The following is an 18,774-nucleotide window of genomic DNA, read 5'->3' as shown; positions in this document are numbered from 1 at the left end:
CACCTCTCCTGCTTCCGGTGTGCCTGGTGCTGCGTGTGGTGCCGGTACGGCGCTCTCCCGCCCGGGGCTCAGTCGAGGAACTTCGGTTCCGGCGGCCCGGTGAGCCCCTTGAGGTCCTCCGACAGCCACGCGCGGTACGACTCCTGCCACGGCCCCTTGCCGTAGGCGGCCAGCACCTTGTTGATCCGGCGCACCAGGTCGGAGGCCTCCTTGTTCGTCGCGACGGCGTAGAACTCCTCGGTGAACGGCTCGGTGCCCTTGAGCTCGATCGCCGGGTCCTGCGCCGCCTGGCTCGCCGCCAGCGCGTTGTCCGTGACGATCGCGTCGACCTGGCCGAGCTGGAGCCGCACCAGGCAGTCCAACTGGTTGGGGACGAGCAGCTCGGGGGTGTTGAAGAGCGCCCCGTACGACTCCTTCTTCATGGCGTCCAGGGCGGTGGAGCCCCTGGCCGTGCAGACCTTCTTGCCCTTCAGGGAGGCGTCGTGCCCGGTGATCCCGGACTCCTTGGGGGCCAGCACCTGCTGGCCGGCCTGGAAGTAGGCGTGGGAGAACGCGACCTTCCGGATCCGGTCGCAGTTGACCGTCATCGTGCGCACCACGATGTCGATCTTCCCGGCCTCCAGCAGCGGAATGCGCTGGTTGGTGGGTATCGCCCGGTAGATGACGTCGTTCTCATCGCCCAGCACCTCCTTCGCGATGGCCTTGACGATGTCGATGTCGAAGCCTTCGAGCCGGCCGGTGGCCGGATTGCGGTAGCCCCACCGGAAGCTGTTCTGGTCGACGCCCGCGATCAGCTTGCCGCGCGCCTTGATCTTCTCGATCGTCGGGCCGTCCGCCGAGTCCGCACGCAGGCTCCGCTCGGGATTCTGGCAGTCGGGGGCCTTCGCGGCGGCCGCGGCCGCGGTGCCGTGCGCGGCCGTCACCGTGTCCGGACCGGCCTGCGCGGGCAGCGGCAGCACCGCGGCCCCCGCGGTGAGGGCCACCGCCGCCCCCAGCGCGACGAGCCCGAGCCGCCAGCCACCGCGCAGGGTGCGGGCGGCGGGGTGCGGTGCGCTGTCGCCCGCGTGCGGGGAAGCGGCTCCCGGGCGGGGCGCACCGTCGCCCGCGGGCAGCGCGCGGGCCCCCGCGGGCGGCGAACCGTCGCCGTGCGTACCGGTGTCGTCGGCGCCGGACCCGGCTCCGTGCCTGCTCATCGCACTCCCTGTGGCCGCCGCGTCCTCGTGCGCGCCGTGCGCGTCGCGTCCCCTCATCCCCCTCATCACCTGTACTCCGAAAGCCTGCGCCCGATGCCCAGCAGCGCCGCGGCGGCGGCCAGCACGGCCAGCACGGCCGCCCCGGCCGCCAGCCCGGACAGGGCGCCCCGGCCGTCCTCGGCCGCCTCGGTGAACTCGCGCCGCTCCCACTCCAGGGCCGCCGCCAGCGCCTGGTCGACCTTGCCGAAGGACTGGCCGGTCGAGTCGCTCGCGCCGATCACCTTCTCCAGCGCCGCGTCGTAGTCGCCCTGGTCGTCGGTCGCCCGGGCGTCCTTGTGCTGGGTCTTCCAGACCTTCACGCTCTCCGCGGCCTTCTGCACCGGGCCCTTGCCCCCGTCGTCGTCGGCGAGCTGCCCGGCCCGGGTGAGCTGCTTCTCCAGGTCGGCCATGCCGCTCGTGTAGTCCGCCTCGTACTTGTCGCCGCCGGCCGCGGTGGAGACCGCGCCGCGCGAGACCAGGGTGAGGTTCTCGTTCGCCCGGGCCTGGAGCGAACTGATCCGGGCGTCGCTGAGCACCTTCAGCGACTCCTGCCCGTACGTCCTGGAGTCGTCCAGCCCGGACGACGCCAGCGCGTGCCCGACCGCGAGCCACAGCAGTACGGCGAGCGAGGCGACGGACGCCCCGAGCAGGCCGTGGTTGAACACCCGGTTGGTACGGCGGTAGTTGCGCAACTGCGCCCAGCCGAGGCCGCCCAGCGCCAGCACGCCGAGCCCGAGCGCCACGAACGGCCAGGCCGTCGCGTCGTCGTAGTCCCGGTAGAGGCGGTCCGTCTCCTCGTCGTACAGCTTCTTCGCGGCGGGCAGCAACTGCGTCGTCATCCGCTCGTTCGCGTACCGCAGGTAGGCGCCGCCCAGCGGCAGGCCCTGGCGGTTGTTGGCGCGGGCGCGCTCGACGAGGCCCGTGTACGTGGGGAGCAACTGGTTGAGCCGGGCGATCTGCCGGCCCGAGGTGCTCGCGCTGGAGGTGTTGGCCGCGGCCTTCACCAGCAGGCCGGAGGCCTCCGCGATGTCGTCGTTGTACTGCTTGATCACCGACGGCGGTTCCTGTGCGCCCGCGAGGAAACCGCTGGCGGCGGCCGTGTCGGCGGCGGCCAGCGCGCGGTAGATGCTCGCCGCGTCGGCGGACAGCGGCTGGCTGCGCACCACCACGTCGTCGGCGGCGGACTCGCGGTCGGCGACCTGCCAGGCCGTCACCGCCCCGAACGCGATCACCAGCGCGGCCAGCGCGGCCCCGATGATCCGCAGCCGGCCGGGCTCGGTCGTCGCGGCGGCGCGCAGCTTCTCCACGCCCTCGGACCAGGCGGTGCGGCGGGCGGGCGGCGGGTGGTGCGGCGGCAGCGGCCCGGACGGGCCGGAGGCGGCCGCTCCGGGTGCCGGCGGTCCGGACGCGGGCGCGCCGGGTGCGGGCGCCCCGGGCGCGGTCGGCGTCACAGCCACGGCGGTCCCCCCTGGGCCGCCCGTCGGCGGGTGTGCCACGAGACCTCCCCCTCGGTCGTGGACGGCTGGCCCGCCCTCCGGCAGGCCCCCTCGACATGAATACGTCGCAGAGATCCGTTTGGTTCCCGTACCGAACCCGGGAGGGGGTCCGTTCGTTGCCCAATTCGCGCCAGGGACATGCCACTTCACGTCCGATCCTATGCGCCGATCCGCCCCCGGACCATGCCCCCTGCCCCCTTGGGCCTCGCAGCCTCTCCAGCCCCTCGGGCAGCGGGGCCCCCGGGAGCGAGGGGGGTGCGCCCTGTTCGAGCGAAGCCGAGAGCTCGGGGGAGGGCGGGCAAGGGGGCGGTCCCTCCCGCTCCCGGCCCACCCGGGTGCCGCCCCTCGCGTGAGCGCCTGTGCCGGACGCCCGTCCAGGAAGCCCCGGCCCGTCCCCGTACCCCCGTACCCCCTACGCGAAGTGCTCCCGCACCACCCGCCGCACACCGCCCCCCGCCCCCACGGCGTCCAGCCCCAGCAGCGCGGCCCCCAGCACCGGCGCCGCCGTCACCACCCGCACCTCCGCCTTCGGCGCCCGCTCCGCCAGCAGGGCGCGGATCCGCGTGTCCAGCTCCGGATGCCGCGCCGCCAGCACACTCCCGCCGAGCAGCACCGGCGCCTCGTCCTCCAGGAGGTCGAGCCGCTCCAGCGCCACGGACGCCATCGCGACCACCTCGTCCCCGAGCCGGTGCACCAGCCCGCGCGCCACCGCGTCCCCCGCGGCGCTCACCGCGAACACCAGCGGCGCCGCCTCGTGCAGCCGCACCGCGGGGATGCGCCCCAGGTGCAGCGCCTCCACCAGGGCGTACATCGACTCCACCCCGTAGTGCGCGGGCAGCACGGTCGCCAGGGCCGTCGGCTCGCCCCGCCCGTCCTCCGCCCGCGACGCGGACCACATCGCCTCGTCGGCGAGACCCCCGCCGCCGCCCCAGTCCCCGGAGATCTTCCCGATCGCCGGGAAGCGGGCCGTGCGTCCGTCGGGCAGCATGCCGACGCAGTTGATGCCCGCCCCGCACACCACCGCCACACCGCGCGGCTCGTCCACCCCGGCGCGCAGGATCGCGAAGGTGTCGTTGTACACCTCCGTCGTGCGCCCCCAGCCGCGCGCCTGCACCGCCGTCGCCAACTCCCGCTCCTCCACCGGGAGGTCCGCGTTGGCCAGGCACGCCGAGACGTGGTCCACGCCCGGCACGCCGGCCGTCGACAGCGCCTGCGCGACCGCCCCCGCGAGCACGTCGACCGCCACCTGGACCCCCACCAGGGGCGGCTGGAAACCGCCGCCCCTGCCGGTGCCCAGGACCCGGCCGTCCGCACCGATCACGGCGACGTCGGTCTTGCTGTTGCCCGCGTCGATCGCGAGGACGCTGCCGTCCTCGAACCGGTGCGGGGGAGTGCTCACGCCCACGCCAGGTGCTCCCTGTTGTGCGCGATCAGTCTGTCCGTGAGCGCCTCCGCGTACTCGATCTGCCCCACCAGGGGGTGCGCGAGCAGTGCCTTGAAGACCCGCTCGCGGCCGCCGTGCAGCGCGGCCTGCAGGGCGAGGTCCTCGTACGCCGTGACGTGCGCGACGAGCCCCGCGTACATCGGGTCCAGCGGCGGCGTCCGGAGCGGCGTCGCCCCGCCCGCGCCGATCCGCGCCTGCGTCTCGATCACCGCGTCGTCGGGGAGGAAGGGCAGGGTGCCGTTGTTGTACGTGTTGACCACCTGCACCGGTGATCCGCCGCCGCCCAGCAGCCCGGACGCGAGGTCCACGGCCGCCTCCGAGTAGAAGGCGCCGCCGCGTCCGGCCAGCAGCTCCGGCTTCTCGTCGAGCGCGGGGTCGCCGTACAGCGCCAGCAGCTCCCGCTCCATCGCGGCCACCTCCGCCGCCCGCGAGGGCTTCGTGCCCAGCTCCCGTACGACCTCGTCGTGCTGGTAGAAGTAGCGCAGGTAGTACGAGGGGACGACGCCCAGGCGGTCGACGACCGTGCGCGGCATGCGCAGGTCGGCGGCGATGGCGTCGCCGTGCTCGGCGATCAGCTTCGGCAGCAGGTTCTCGCCGTCCGGGCCGCCCAGCCGTACCCCCAGCTCCCAGGTGAGGTGGTTGAGGCCCACGTGGTCGAGGTGGATCTCGGCGGGGGTGACGTCGAGCAGCGCGGCGAACTTCCGCTGGAAGCCGATCGCCACGTTGCACAGGCCGACCGCCTTGTGCCCGGCGTTCAGCAGGGCGCGGGTGACGATGCCGACGGGGTTGGTGAAGTCGATGATCCAGGCGTCCGGGTTCCGGCGGCGCACCCGCTCGGCGATGTCCAGGACGACCGGGACCGTGCGCAGCGCCTTCGCGAGGCCGCCGGCGCCGGTCGTCTCCTGGCCGACGCAGCCGCACTCCAGCGGCCACGTCTCGTCCTTCTCGCGGGCCGCCTGGCCGCCCACCCGGAGCTGGAGCAGCACCGCGTCGGCGTCCGCGACGCCCGCGTCCGGGTCGGAGGTGGTGGTGATGGTGCCCGGGTGGCCCTGCTTGGCGAAGATCCGGCGGGCCAGCCCCCCCACCAGGTCCAGGCGGTCGGCCGCCGGGTCGATCAGGACCAGCTCGGAGATCGGGAGCGTGTCCCGCAGCCGGGCGAAACCGTCGATCAACTCGGGGGTGTAGGTGGAGCCTCCACCGACTACTGCGAGCTTCATGAGTGTGATGACCTAGCCCTTCACTCCGGTCAGCGTGACACCCTCGACGAACGCCTTCTGGGCGAAGAAGAAGACGAGGATCACGGGGGCCATGACCAGGACGGTCGCGGCCATGGTCAGATTCCAGTTGGTCTGGTGCGCGCCCTTGAAGGACTCCAGGCCGTAACTCAGCGTCCACGCCGCCGGGTTCTCCGAGGCGTAGATCTGCGGGCCGAAGTAGTCGTTCCACAGGGCGAAGAACTGGAACAGGGCGATCGCCGCGATGCCGGGCTTGGCCATCGGCAGCACGATGCGGACCAGCGTGCGGAATTCGCCGCAGCCGTCCACCTTCGCCGCGTCCAGGTACTCGTTGGGGATGGTCAGCAGGAACTGCCGCAGCAGGAAGATGGAGAAGGCGTCCCCGAACGCGAGCGGAATGATCAGCGGCCACAGGGTGCCGGTGAGGTCGAGCTGCTTCGACCAGAACAGGTACATCGGGATGATGACGACCTGCTGCGGCAGCATCATCATCGAGATCACCAGCAGCAGCGACAGATTGCGCCCGCGGAAGCGGAACTTGGCGAGCGCGTACGCGACGGGGACCGAGGAGACCACCGTCAGGACGGTGCCCAGGCCCGCGTACAGCAGGCTGTTCTTCCACCAGGTCAGGAAGCCCGGCGTCTCGAAGACCTTGACGTAGTTGCTCCACTGCCAGGTGTGCGGCACCAGGTCGCTGGTGAGCGCCTGCGCGTCGCTCATCAACGAGGTGAGCAGCAGGAAGACGAACGGCAGCACGAAGAACAGCGCGACCGCGATGCCCAGGGAGTGCACGCCGATCCAGTGCAGCGCCGCCCTGCGGCGGGCGGTGCGGTGCGCGGGGGTGGGGGCGGGCTCGGGGGTCTTGAGCGGTCGTTCGAGTGTCGAGGTGGACACGGACATCAGTCACCTGCCTGGAGGAGGCCGCCACGACGTCGCATCAGGAGGGCCGTGAAGGCCATCGCGAGGACGAACAGGACGAGTGCGGCGACCGCGGCGGCGCCGTAGTCGAAACGCTGGAAGCCGAGGTTGTAGACGAGCTGCGGGAGGGTCAGGGTCGACTTGTCGGGGAAGCCGGGCTCGAACTGCTGGCCCGAGTTCCCGATGACGCCGGAGGCGACCTTTCCCGCCACCAGGGGCTGCGTGTAGTACTGCATCGCCTGGATGACACCGGTGACGACGGCGAACAGCACGATGGGCGAGATGTTCGGCAGCGTCACGAAGCGGAACCGCTGCCAGGACGACGCGCCGTCCAGCTCCGCCGCCTCGTACTGCTCCTTCGGCACGTCGAGGAGCGCGGCCATGAAGATGACCATCAGGTCGCCGATGCCCCACACCGCGAGGACGGTGAGCGCCGGCTTCGACCAGGCCGGGTCGGTGAACCAGTTCGGCGCGGGGACGCCGAGCGAGGACAGGATCTCGTTGACCGGCCCGGTGCCCGGGTTGAGCAGGAACACGAAACCGAGCGTGGCGGCCACCGGGGGCGCCAGGTACGGCAGGTAGAAGAGGGTGCGGAAGACTCCCGTACCCGTCTTGATCTTGGTGATGAGCAGGCCGACGCCGAGGCCGAAGACGACCCGGCACAGCACCATCACGACGACCAGCCACAGCGTGTTGCGCATCGCCGGCCAGAAGTTCGGATAGTCCTGGAAGACGTAGCTCCAGTTGTCGAGTCCGTTGAAGACCGGGACGCCGAAGCCGTCGTACTTGGTGAACGAGAAGTACACGGTGGAGACCAGCGGGTACGCGAAGAACACCGCGAAGCCGATCAGCCACGGGGACATGAAGGCCGCCGTGCGCAGGGCCGCCTTCCGGCGCTTCGCGGCCAGGGCCGGCGCCCCGCGCTTCGTGTCGAGCGTGTGGGTGGTCATGCGCGGACTACTTCGCCTTCGCGATGTCGGTGTCGATCTGCTTCGCGGTGCGCTCCAGACCGGCCTTCAGGTCCTTCTCCGCGCCCTTCTCGTACTGGAAGCCGAACTCCTGGAGGGTGTTGAGGTACGAGGCGCCGTTGACCGCGCCCGAGGGGGTGTTGGACTTCGCGTGCTGGGCGATGTCCAGGAAGGTCTTGAACGCCGGGTCGTTCTTCAGGTCCGGCGACTTCAGCGCCTCGAACGTCGAGGGCACGTTGTGGATGCCGTTGGAGAACTCGACGACCGCCTTGGTGTCGGTCGTCATGAACTTCACGAGTTCCCACGCGGCGTTCTGCTTCTTGCTCTGCGGGGCGATGCCCAGCACCGTGCCCGACAGGAAGCCCTTGCCGTAGTCGCCGACCCGGTTGTCCGGCACCGGCATCGGCGCGACACCGATCTCGAAGGGCACCTTGGCGTCCTTCGCCATCCCCAGCCGCCACTCGCCGTCCAGCTGCATGGCGACCTGGCCGGTGTGGAAGGGGTGCTTGGCGCTGAACTCGTCGCCGAAGGTGTTGCGGTACTTCTCCAGCTTGTCGAAGCCGCCCAGCCCGTCCACGAGCTTCTTCTGCGCCGTGAACATCTCCGCGAACGCCGGGTCCGTCGCCACCGCCGACTTGCCGTTCTTGTCGAAGTACGCCGGGCCCCACGAGCCGAGGTAGTGCTCGGTGGTCGTCTCGTAGCCGTGGTAGTTCGGCATGAAGCCGAGCTGCTCGTAGCTGTCGCCCTTGGTCTTCGTCAGCGCCTTCGCCGTCGTCAGGAGCTCCGAGTACGTCTTCGGGGCCTCCTTGATGCCGGCCTTCGCGAAGGCGTCCTTGTTGTAGTACAGGCCGTACGCGTCCGCCAGCAGCGGCAGCGCGCAGCGCTTCCCCTCGAACTGGGTGTAGTCGAGCATGACCTTCGGGAAGGTCTTCTCCAGGTCCAGCTTCGACTTCTCGATGAACGGCTTCAGGTCCGCGAACGCGCCCGAGGAACAGAACTTCCCGACGTTGGACGTGGTGAACGACGACACCACGTCCGGGCCCTTGGAACCGCCGCTGCGCAGCGACTGGTTGAGCTTGTCGTCGTTGACGTTGCCGACGACGTTCACCTTGATGTTCGGGTGCGCCTTCTCGAACCGGTCGACGTTCTCCTTGATCGCCTTGACCTCGCTGGGCGCGCTCCAGCCGTGCCAGAAGTTGATCGTGGTGTTGGCGTTCGGGTCGTCCTTCGCCACGTTCTCGGCGGAGCCGGTACAGGCGGTGGCGAGAACGGAGATCGACGCGACGGCGACGGCGGCGGCGGTCAGACGGCGGTTTCTGCGCATGGCAAAGCTCCCAGGGACAGGACGGGGCAGGACGGGACGAGGCGGGCAGGGACGGGGGACTAGCGGGAGGAGGTGTCGAACACTTCGTCCCGGGTGGCCTCCAGGGCGCTCTGCAGCGCACCTCTCAGCACGGGGCTCCGGTGGATCTCACCGAGCACCAGACGGGGGCGGGGCGCGGCCAGGTCGGCCAGCTCCGTCTGCACGAGCGAGCGCAGGGGTTCACCGCCGGCGACGGCCAGCCCACCGGACAGGACGATCAGTTCGGGGTCCAGCACCGCCACCACGGACGCCAGCCCCACCGCCAGCCGGTGCGCGTATTCGGGCAGCAGTCCGCACAGCCCGGCCTCCCCGCACGCCGCCCGCTCCAGCAGGTCCACGGCGACCTCCACGGCGGGCTGCTCCGGCGTCTGGTGCCCGAGGCCCTTGGCGATCCTCGGTACGGCGACGGCGCCGGCCAGCTCCTGGAAGCCGCCGCCGTTGGCCTGCGCCACCCGGCGGATCAGCGGGGCGCCGGGCACCGGCAGGAAGCCGACCTCGCCCGCGCCGCCGGTCCAGCCGCGGTGCAGCCGCCCGCCCAGCACCAGGGCGGCGCCGAGACCGGCGTCGGCCCACAGCAGGACGAAGTCCCCGTGGCCCCGGGCCGCACCGAGCCGCTGCTCGGCGACCGCCGCCAGGTTCACGTCGTTCTCGTACTCCACCGGCATCGGCAGCGCCGCCGCCAGCTCGTCGAGCAGTGTGGGGGAGTGCCAGCCCGGCAGGTGCGAGGCGTACCGCAGCCGCCCGGTGCTCGGGTCGAACGCGCCGGGGGTGCCGATGACGACCCGGTGCAGGCCGGCCGTGGTCAGGCCGGCGTCCTTCGCGGCGCCCTCGACCGCCTGCGTCACCTGGCTCACGACCCCCGTCGACGCCCGTCCGGGGGTGGCCAGTTCGAAGCTGCCCACCGTCTCGCCGGTGAGGTCGGCGACGGCGGCCCGGATGCGGCCGGGGTCGACGTCCAGGGCGGCGACGTGCGCGGCGCCCGCGTTGACCGCGTACAGCTGCGCGCTGGGTCCCGGGCGGCCCTCGGTGGTGCCGGTGGCGACGACGAGCCCGGCGGCCTCCAGGCGGGCCAGCAACTGGGAGGCGGTCGGCTTGGAGAGCCCGGTGAGCTTGCCGATCCGGGTGCGGGAGAGCGGGCCGTGCGCCAGCAGCAGATCGAGCGCCGCCCGGTCGTTCATCGCGCGCAGCACACTCGGTGTGCCCGGAGTCGTGGCCATGACGCCCTCACCCGCCTTTCGGCTGCCTGCTCCCCAACCACGTTGTTAGGAAAGTTTCCTATTCGGTGCGAGGAACGTAAGGCGCAGGTGAAAGGCCCGTCAATGGGAAGCGCCCCCGAGGCAACCAAAGCGTTACCTGCGGGGGCGCAGAAAGGTGTTCCTGGGGCTGTTGTGCCTTTTGCGCTTTTCGCGCGGTACGACACCGGGCGGGCCGGTACCTACTTGTTCAGGTTCGGCTGCGCGGCCGGCGCCGGAGCCGGTGCGGCCGGGCCCGGGCCGGGCGTCGCGCCGGCGGGCGGGATCGGGTTGGCCGCCATCGACTGCGGGGACAGCGGGTTGGCCATGGCGGACGGGGCGGCGACACCCGCCGACGGGTCGGCCGCCTCCGCCTCGGGCACCGCCTCGGGGCCGCCGACGATCCGGATGCCCGCCTTGTCGAAGGCCGCCTTGACCCGCCAGCGCAGCTCGCGCTCCACGCCCAGCGCCTTGCCCGGCATCGTCTTCGCCGACACGCGCACGATCATCGACTCCAGCAGCACCGAGTCCAGGCCCAGGACCTCGATGGGACCCCACAGCCGCTCGTTCCACGGCTCGGCCTTCGCCATCTCGTCGGCGACCTCGGCGAGCACCTCGCGGATGCGCTCCAGGTCCTCCGTCGGGCGGACCTGGACGTCGATGCCGGCGGTCGCCCAGCCCTGGCTCAGGTTGCCGATCCGCTTGACCTCGCCGTTGCGCACGTACCAGATCTCGCCGTTGTCGCCGCGCAGCTTGGTGACGCGCAGCCCCACCTCGATGACCTCGCCGCTCGCCACCCCGGCGTCGATGGTGTCGCCGACGCCGTACTGGTCCTCCAGGATCATGAAGACGCCGGACAGGAAGTCGGTGACCAGGTTGCGGGCGCCGAAACCGAGCGCCACGCCCGCGACACCCGCGGACGCCAGCAGCGGTGCCAGATTGATGTTCAGGGCGCCCAGCACCATCAGTGCCGCGGTGCCCAGGATCAGGAACGACGCCACCGAGCGCAGCACCGAGCCGATCGCCTCGGAGCGCTGCCTGCGGCGCTCGGCGTTGACCAGCAGCCCGCCGAGCGCGGTGCCCTCCACCGCCTGCGCGCTGTTGTTCATGTGCGTTATGAGCTTGGTGATGGTGCGCCGGATGACCGTCCGCAGCACCGTCGCGATGATCACGATGAGCAGGATGCGCAGGCCCACGTTCAGCCAGGTGGACCAGTTCTGCTCCACCCAGCTCGCGGCGTTGCCGGCCTTCTCCGCCGCCTCGTCGAACGTGCCGGGATCGGCGGGCGGACCTGCGGCCAGTAGGGCGGACCAGGACACCTCGGGCACCTCCATGCGATGTGGCAGGCCCACCACACTAACGGGGCAAGGTGGCACACCTTGTTGACATCGGGGCGCCGGGCCTGTGGTTCCGGACACCTCCGCGGCCGGTTCCCCGCTGTGGCGCACAACACGTCGGGCCCATTACCCGGACGTGGTGGCGCCACGACCAGGCATGAGGGGAGACTGTTCGGGAATCGTCCCGGCGCGAGCCACGCGCCGCCGGCGTACAAGGAGGCATCCGTGCCGCATGTCCTGGTACTCAACGCGTCGTACGAGCCCCTCGGCGTCGTACCGCTCCGCCGCGCGCTCGTCCTCGTCCTGGAGAACAAGGCCCTGTGCCTCGAGGAGTCCGGCGCCTTCCTGCACAGCGCGACCCGGGCCGTCCCCGCGCCCAGCGTGGTCCGGCTCAAACGCTTCGTGCGGGTCCCCTACCGGGGGCCCGTTCCGCTCACCCGCCGTGCGCTCTTCGCCAGGGACGGCGGGCGCTGTATGTACTGCGGTGGCGTCGCAACCAGCGTCGACCACGTCATTCCGCGCAGTCGCGGCGGACAGCACGCCTGGGAGAACGTGGTGGCGGCCTGCCGTCGCTGCAATCACGTCAAGGCCGACCGGCACCTGCTGGAACTCGGCTGGCGCCTGCGCCACCAGCCCGCCCCGCCGTCGGGGCTGGCCTGGCGCATCATCGGGACGGGGCACCGCGATCCGCGCTGGCTGCCGTACCTCCAGCCCTTCGGCGCGGACGACGCCCTGGCCCGGATCGACGGCGTCTCCGCCTGAGACCGGGCTCTTTCGTCGGCGCTCGCCCACCCGCCGTGCGGGGCGGGTGAGCGTTCACTCACCACGGGCTTGAGGTGAGTGAACGCTCACTCGCGTGGCCCGGGTGGAGGGTGAACGCTCACTCGCCCGGCGCGGTCGGAGGGTCAACGCTCATCCACCCCTGCCGGACCGCAGGCGAACGCTCACTCACCCGGCCCGGTCGGAGGGTGAACGCTCATCCACCCCTGCCGGACCGCGGGCGCACGCTCACTCACCCCGCTCGCGCCCCCGCTCCCGCTCCTCCTCCGCCACCGCGTACACCTCGACCGACCACAGCGAGTACCCGAACCGGGTCGCCCGCCTGTCGCCCTGCACCCGGACGAACCTCACGTCCCGTGCGTCGAAGCGCACCGTCTCCGCACCCCCGCGGCCGTCCCGGACGGTGGCCGCCGTGCGCCAGGTGCGGCCGTCCGCCGACACCTGGACGCGGTACGCCGTCGCGTACGCGTCCTGCCAGCGCAAGGACACCAGGCCCACCCGCGTGGGCCGCGCCAGCTCCGCCTGCCACCAGGCGCCCGCCCCCGCCGGCGACGACCAGCGCGTGCCGGCCCTGCCGTCCGCCGCGGCCGACGCCGGGAAGTCCGCCGTCTCGTCCCCCGAGGAGGAGATCCGCGCCGTACGCGCCAGATCGGGCCCCGCCGTACGGGGAGCCGCCCGCACGACGAGCGTCTGCTCCGCCCCCTCGCCGAAGGACACCGGAATCCGGTACTCGCCCGCCGGGGCGTCCTTCGCGACCCTGACGTCCAGCGGCACCGAGGCGTCCGTGCCGCGCGGCACCACCGTCGCCTTCGGCGCGAGCACCTCGATGCCCCGGGGAGCCCTCGCGACCAGCTCCCCGCGCACCTCGCCGGGCCGCTGCCCGGTCAGCGCCGCCCGCACCCGCACCGGCGGCCCGCCGATCTCCGCGTCGATCTCCGCCCGCGACAGCGCGAGCCTGGCCTCCGGCTCGTCCGCGTACCACGGCACCACCCGCTGCACCCGGGGAGCCTGCCGCTGCCAGGCGAGCCGCACCGCGTCCACGCGCGTGCCGCCCACCGGCGTCTGCGTCCAGCCGTCCGCCGTGAGCGCCCCGGCCCGCCGCCACCCCTCGCCGGGGACGTGCACCTCCACGGCGGCGTCGGTGGCACCGGGGGCGGCCATCGTCGTGACCGTCGACACCGGACGCGCCCGGCCCAGCCGCACGGTGTACGTGCCGGGCCCCTCGGTCACCTGCCCCGGCTCGCGGTCGGCGCCGGTCCAGGCCGCGCCCTGCCGCACCGCCTTCGACAGGAACGGGTCCAGCACGCCCTTGCCGACGGTCACCCGGGGCGCGCTGAGCGCCTTCCGGGAGGCGTCCAGGGCCCGCGAGTGCCGCCAGGCGCCCGCGCCGTCCCCGGCGGCCTGCGCCTGGAGCATGTCCACGGCCTGCTCGCCCGCCTGCCCGTACCGGGCGAACCGCTCGATCCACGGCCGCACCTCGTCGTCGAAGGCGCCCTGGGCGGCGGCGCCGAGCCGCCGCGGGGTCTCCCGCATCACCGTGAAGGCGGCCCGCAGCCGCTGTGCCGCCGCGTTCCGCGGACCGGCGTCGGCCGACGAGCGCGACGCCCAGAACGCGTCCATCAAGGGACGCAGGTACGCCGACTCGTGGTGCGGGTCCAGGATCGAGGAGGCGTGGTTCCCGGCGAACGCCCGCATCGCCTCCCGGGCCTGCGCGTCGTCGCCCGCCAGGTCGTCGACCGCCGCCCGCCAGGACTCCTGCGGCCGGTAGCCGCGTGGGTTCCAGGCGAAGTCGGCGGCCGTGAACAGCGGAATGCGGGACGCGGAGGGCTGCTCCATGGCGTTCGACAGCAGCGCGGCGCTGCGGCCCGCCACGGCCGGTTCGCGGCCGGTGTAGGGGCCGAGGAAGATGCGGTCCTGCGCGTAGTCGTTGACCGGGTAGTTGTCCATCGTCACCAGCGGATGGCCGAACGCCTCCCGGGTGGTGACCAGTTCGCGCCCGCTGATGGTGCGCGGCACCACGCCCACCCCGGTCCACGCCACCTGCACCCGCCCGTCCAGCTCGGCGGCCAGCGCGCGCCGGTACTCCGTGGCGCCGTCCTGGTAGAACTCCGTCGGCATCAGCGACAGCGGCTCCGCGCCCGGATGCCGGTCCGCGAGGTGGCGGGCCACCGCGCTCGCCACCCGCGCGTGCGCCTTCGCCGCGGCCGCCGGGCCCGACCCGAACACGTCGGCGTCCTGACCGCAGTGCCACTCGCTGTAGCTGACGTCCTGGAACTGGAGCTGGAAGACCCGCACCCCCAGCGCCCACATGGCATCCACCTTGCGGGTGAGGGCGCGCACGTCCCGGTCGTCGGACATGCACATCGCCTGCCCCGGCGCCACCGCCCACCCCAGCGTCACGTGGTTGCGCCGCGCGTGCTCCGCGAGCACCCGGAAGGAGGCGCGCTCGGCGACCGGGTACGGATCGCGCCACAGCGCCTGGCGGTACGGGTCGTCCCCGGGCGCGTACAGGTAACGGTTCTGCTTGGTGCGGCCCATGAAGTCGATCTGGGCGAGCCGCTGCTCGGTGGTCCACGGCCGCCCGTAGAAGCCCTCCGTCATGCCGCGCACGGCCGTCCCCGGCCAGTCCCGCACGACGACGCCGGCGACGGCGGTGCGCGCGCCGTCCGTGCGGACCAGCTGCCGCAGGGTCTGCGCCGCGTGGAAGACGCCGTCCGCGCCGACGCCGTCCAGCGCCACCGTGTCGCGCCCCCCGAACCGGCCCACCGCGATCCGGTAACCCCCCCGCGGGAGATCGGCCGTCGCCGGCGCGCGCAGCGCCGCCATCGCCTCGTCGGCCGCCCCGGCCCGTACGACCAGACCGCGCGGCGGCAGCGGCTCGCCCGGGGCCACCTCGTAGAGGGTGTGCGCGCCCGCGCCCCGCAGCACGCTGCGCAACGCGTTCACCGCGTACGCGTCGGTGCCCGGCGCGACCACCAGCACCGCCTCGTCGCCCACCGGAACGGCGGGGCCGGCGGCACGCACCGTCTGCGGGCGCGGCCACACCGCCGGCGGCGCGCCGTCGCTGTCCTGGTCCCGCGACGCGGGGGCGGGCAGGTCCGGGGCGGGCGGAGCGGCCGCCGCGCCCGGCGCACCGCCGAGCAGGCCGCCCATCACGGCGAGCGCGACGGCGGTCGCGCCCCTTCTGCGCCCCAACTGCACCCCAGTACTCCTCTGTGCTCACGTGCCGCGCGCCGCCGCGGCGGACGGCCGCGGCGCATCGCCGTCGCCGCCCGTCCGCGCCCGCGCCGGCGTGCGGCATTGATCGTTCCGTTACCCGCGCGCGCCGAGCCCATCACCCGTGTGCCGACAGTGTCAATGCGGGCGCCACCGGCGTTCCGCCCGCGCACGGCGGATGTGCCGGACAGTCTGCGGCCGTGCGTCCGATTCCTTCCACTTCTTGCGCCGACTGCCCATCGGAGGAAGTAATGTGACCCGGATCACGTTCCCGTACGGGAAAGGTCTGCGGCTCCGCCCGGTGGGTAGAGACGCTGAAGTCCGCGTCCCCCACCGAGGGAGGCCTCCGTGGCCGCTTCCGCCCAGCTCCTCCTGTCCGCCCTGTCCCCACAGGTCTCGGGCCCCGACTCCGTCCTCGACGGGTCCTGCGCCTGTGGCTGCGGCGCCGAGCCGCTCCTGACCAGCGAGCCGCCCCTCGCCGACGCCGCGCCGCTCACCAGCGAGCCTCCGCTCACCGACGCGACGCCCCTCACCAGCGAACCGACCTCGTACGGCACCGCGTCCGGCACGGAGTACCAGCACCCGGGGATCTGAATGACCGCAGCAGGGGGAACGGCGCCCGACGACCGGCCGCCGGTTCCGCGCGACACGCCCGGGGCGCCCGACGCGCCGGGACAGCCCGACCGGGCCGGCCAGAGCCGTGCGCCCGGCACACCGCCGGCGGAGCCGCGCCCGGCCCCGGCGCCACCGCCCCGGCCCGCCGCCGACCCGCCGGAACCCCCGGCCGCGGACGCCCGGCCGAACGGCGCCGCCGGGCCGGACCCCGCGCCCGGCGGACACCCGGACCCGGCCGCGGCGGACCCGCCGCCCGTCTCCGGCACGCCCTTCTCCGCGGCACCGGCTGATCCCGACCGGCCCGCCGCCCCCCACCCGGCCGCCACCGCGTCGTCCGAGGCTCCCGACGCGCCCACGGCGCCCGGCCCCTCCGACGCCCCCGCCGTCGCCGCCCCGCTGGCCCGGCTCGCCGCCCTGCACGGCGTCGCCGTCTCCTACGCGCCCTCCGAGGGCCGCACCGTCCACGTCCCCGAGGCCACCGTCGTCGCCGTGCTCGCCGCCCTGGACGTCGACGCACGCACCCCCGAGGCCGTGGACGCCGCGCTCGCCGCCCACGACGCCCGCGCCGACAGCGCGGTGCTCCCGCCCACGCTCGTCCTGTGGCAGGACGCCCAGGAGCCCCCCGGGGCCCTCACGGCGCTCCCCGGAGGCACCGCGCTGCGCGTCAGCACCGAACAGGGCGAGACCCGCACCTGGTCCGTCCCGGCCCCCGCCCGCCGCGACAGCTCCGCCCCCGCCGCCGGGAGCGCCCCCTGGGCCGAACTGCCGCCCGGCGTCCACCGGTTGTCGGCCGTCCTGCCCGACGGCCGCGAGTCCTCCTGCCACCTCGTCGCCGCGCCCGCCCGCACGGTCGCCCCCGAAGGCCCCCGGCACGGCTTCCTGGTCCAGCTCTACTCGCTGCTGTCCACCCGTTCCTGGGGCATGGGCGACCTCGGCGACCTCGCCGAACTCGCCGCCTGGGCCGGACGGTCCGTCGGCGCGGGTTTCGTGCAGGTCAACCCGCTGCACGCCGCCGTCCCCGGCGCCCCGACCGACCCCTCCCCCTACCGTCCCTCCTCCCGGCGCTTCCCCGACCCGGTGCACCTGCGGATCGAGGACGTCCCCGAGTTCGCTCACGTCACCGGCCCCGGCGACCGCGCCCGCCTGGACGGCCTCGTCGCCCGGGCCGCCGCCCTGCGCGACGGGGTGCTGTCCGAGGGCGCCCTGCTCGACCGGGACGCCGTCTGGGCGCTCAAGCGCGAGGCGCTGGAGATCCTGTACACGGTGCCGCTGGGCCCCGGCCGACGCGCCGCCTACCGCGACTTCCTCGCCGAACAGGGCACCGCCCTGGAGGACCACGCCACCTGGTGCGCCCTGGTCGACACCTACGGCCCCGACCGCGCCCGCTGGCCCGGCGCACTCGCCGACCGCGCCTCCGCCGACACCGCGCGGGAGCGCGCCGCGCTGGCCGGCCTGGTCGACTTCCACTGCCGGGCCGTCTGGGACACCGACCGCCAGCTCGCCGCCGCCCAGCGCGCCGCCCGGGAGGCGGGCATGGCCGTCGGCCTGGTGCACGACCTGGCCGTCGGCGTGCACCCCGACGGCTCCGACACCTGGGCGCAGGCCCAGGCGTACGCGTCCGGCATGTCGGTGGGCGCGCCCCCGGACGCCTTCAACGCCCACGGCCAGGACTGGGGCCTGCCGCCCTGGCGGCCCGACGTGCTCGCCACGACCGGCTACGCCCCGTACCGCAGTCTGCTGCGCAACCTCCTGCGGCATGCCGGCGCCGTCCGCATCGACCACGTGATGGGCCTCTTCCGGCTCTGGTGGGTGCCCGCGGGCCTGCCGCCCACCGAGGGGGCGTACGTCCGGTACGACGCCGAGGCCATGCTCGCCGTCCTCGTCCTGGAGGCGCACCGCGCCGGGGCCGTCGTCGTCGGCGAGGACCTCGGCACCGTCGAGCCCGGCGTGCGCGACGCGCTGGCCGCGCGCGGCGTGCTCGGCACCTCCGTGCTGTGGTTCGAACGGGACTGGGCCGGCACCGGCCGCCCGCTGCCCCCCGACGCCTGGCGCGAGGGCTGTGTCGCCACCGCCACCACCCACGACCTGCCGTCCACCGCCGCCCGCCTCACCGGCGACCACGTCGCCCTGCGCCACCGCCTCGGCCTGCTCACCCGCCCCCTGGAGGAGGAGCGGGCCGAGGACGCCGCGGAAGTCGCCGACTGGCTCACCTGTCTCACCCGGCTGGGCCTGCTGCCCGAGGGCGGGGGGGACGAGGAGGCCGCGATCCGGGCCGTGCACCGCTTCCTGCTGCGCACCCCCGCCCGCATGGTCGGCATCTGGCTGCCCGACACCGTGGGCGACCGCCGCCCGCAGAACCTGCCCGGCACCTGGGACCAGTACCCCAACTGGCGGCTGCCCCTCGCGGACGCCGCCGGCCGTCCCCTGACCCTGGAGGAACTGGTCGCCTCGCCCCGGCTGCACGCCCTGATGGAGGTGTTCCGCGAGGCGTCCGGCACCGGCACGGAAGCGGGGGCGAAACCCCTTACGGCACCCCCGGGCGAGCGCCCCGCTTAGTCGTTCGCTACTTTTGCACCGTGGACAAGAAGAACGCTCTGCGCGCCGGCGCTGTCGCGACCGGTACGACGCTGATGATGCTGCTCCTGTCGTCTCCCGCGCTCGCGGCCGTACGGGACGACGGTGACGACCCGGGCAAGGGCCTGAGCGTCGCGGAGACCCTCGGTCTCTTCGTCGCCGCCCCGATCGGCCTGTTCGTGGTCATCGCCGGCCTGGTGATGGTGCTCGACAAGTCGCGCAAGCAGGCCTGACACCGGACTTCGCCTCTCCGAGGGCGGCGGGGGGGCGGCAAAAAAGGGGGGGGGGGAGAGGCGCCGCCCCTCTTTTTCCTCCCCCCCCCCCTCCTTTGTTTTCCCCCCCAGCCTAGGTTTACAACCTCACC

At 73.6% G+C, this 18,774-nt stretch carries 14 protein-coding genes; 4 read left to right on the top strand and 10 right to left on the bottom strand.

All coding sequences use genetic code 11. The annotated features are described in order from the left end of the window. Window positions 1-68: 68 nt before the first annotated feature. The 9 genes from ACZ56L_RS14935 to ACZ56L_RS14895 form a co-directional block, all read right to left on the bottom strand. Window positions 69-1,193: a glutamate ABC transporter substrate-binding protein gene (locus ACZ56L_RS14935; protein WP_471064263.1), complete on the bottom strand. Its 1,125-nt coding sequence runs from the start codon at window positions 1,191-1,193 to the stop codon at window positions 69-71. Between the two features lie 65 nt (window positions 1,194-1,258). Next, the gene (locus tag ACZ56L_RS14930) at window positions 1,259-2,683 is read right to left on the bottom strand and encodes a hypothetical protein (RefSeq protein ID WP_401761410.1); all 1,425 of its coding nucleotides are present in this window, start codon (window positions 2,681-2,683) and stop codon (window positions 1,259-1,261) included. Window positions 2,684-3,140: 457 nt separating this feature from the next. Next, a complete protein-coding gene (locus tag ACZ56L_RS14925) occupies window positions 3,141-4,127 on the bottom strand; it encodes an N-acetylglucosamine kinase (protein ID WP_471064261.1) in 987 nt (328 codons plus the stop codon). Next, window positions 4,124-5,389, bottom strand: coding sequence for a 6-phospho-beta-glucosidase (locus ACZ56L_RS14920; RefSeq protein ID WP_471064259.1), 1,266 nt, complete (start codon window positions 5,387-5,389; stop codon window positions 4,124-4,126). The genes ACZ56L_RS14925 and ACZ56L_RS14920 overlap by 4 nt, the downstream gene beginning before the upstream one ends. Window positions 5,390-5,401: 12 nt before the next feature. After that, the gene (locus tag ACZ56L_RS14915; protein WP_345222899.1) at window positions 5,402-6,301 is read right to left on the bottom strand and encodes a carbohydrate ABC transporter permease; all 900 of its coding nucleotides are present in this window, start codon (window positions 6,299-6,301) and stop codon (window positions 5,402-5,404) included. 5 nt (window positions 6,302-6,306) lie between these two features. After that, complete coding sequence (locus ACZ56L_RS14910; RefSeq protein ID WP_345222902.1) at window positions 6,307-7,275, bottom strand: carbohydrate ABC transporter permease; 969 nt, start codon at window positions 7,273-7,275, stop codon at window positions 6,307-6,309. Between the two features lie 7 nt (window positions 7,276-7,282). Next, window positions 7,283-8,617 (bottom strand): ABC transporter substrate-binding protein, encoded by a 1,335-nt coding sequence (locus ACZ56L_RS14905; protein ID WP_345222904.1) that lies wholly within the window; start codon window positions 8,615-8,617, stop codon window positions 7,283-7,285. Between the two features lie 59 nt (window positions 8,618-8,676). After that, complete coding sequence (locus tag ACZ56L_RS14900) at window positions 8,677-9,873, bottom strand: ROK family transcriptional regulator (protein WP_345222909.1); 1,197 nt, start codon at window positions 9,871-9,873, stop codon at window positions 8,677-8,679. Window positions 9,874-10,091: 218 nt separating this feature from the next. Then, window positions 10,092-11,207: a mechanosensitive ion channel family protein gene (locus ACZ56L_RS14895; protein WP_471064256.1), complete on the bottom strand. Its 1,116-nt coding sequence runs from the start codon at window positions 11,205-11,207 to the stop codon at window positions 10,092-10,094. Between the two features lie 243 nt (window positions 11,208-11,450). Here ACZ56L_RS14895 and ACZ56L_RS14890 point away from each other — a divergent pair, with 243 nt between their 5' ends. Then, a complete protein-coding gene (locus tag ACZ56L_RS14890) occupies window positions 11,451-11,987 on the top strand; it encodes an HNH endonuclease (protein WP_345222915.1) in 537 nt (178 codons plus the stop codon). Window positions 11,988-12,233: 246 nt separating this feature from the next. Here ACZ56L_RS14890 and ACZ56L_RS14885 read toward each other — a convergent pair whose 3' ends face one another. After that, complete coding sequence (locus ACZ56L_RS14885) at window positions 12,234-15,206, bottom strand: beta-N-acetylglucosaminidase domain-containing protein (RefSeq protein ID WP_471064253.1); 2,973 nt, start codon at window positions 15,204-15,206, stop codon at window positions 12,234-12,236. A gap of 363 nt (window positions 15,207-15,569) precedes the next feature. Between ACZ56L_RS14885 and ACZ56L_RS14880 the strand changes: the two genes are divergently transcribed. The 3 genes from ACZ56L_RS14880 to ACZ56L_RS14870 are packed head-to-tail and all read left to right on the top strand — an operon-like array spanning window position 15,570 to window position 18,643. Continuing rightward, window positions 15,570-15,815 (top strand): hypothetical protein, encoded by a 246-nt coding sequence (locus ACZ56L_RS14880; RefSeq protein WP_345222917.1) that lies wholly within the window; start codon window positions 15,570-15,572, stop codon window positions 15,813-15,815. Continuing rightward, on the top strand, window positions 15,816-18,392 hold the full coding sequence (gene malQ / locus ACZ56L_RS14875) for a 4-alpha-glucanotransferase (RefSeq protein WP_471064251.1): 2,577 nt from the start codon (window positions 15,816-15,818) through the stop codon (window positions 18,390-18,392). Window positions 18,393-18,412: 20 nt separating this feature from the next. After that, window positions 18,413-18,643: a hypothetical protein gene (locus tag ACZ56L_RS14870; RefSeq protein WP_345222919.1), complete on the top strand. Its 231-nt coding sequence runs from the start codon at window positions 18,413-18,415 to the stop codon at window positions 18,641-18,643. Window positions 18,644-18,774: the final 131 nt, after the last annotated feature.

It is taken from the genome of Streptomyces sp. NPDC039736 (assembly GCF_055596485.1).
The sequence above is the reverse complement of the archived record's forward strand: the minus strand, read 5'-3'. Positions and strand labels throughout refer to the sequence as shown.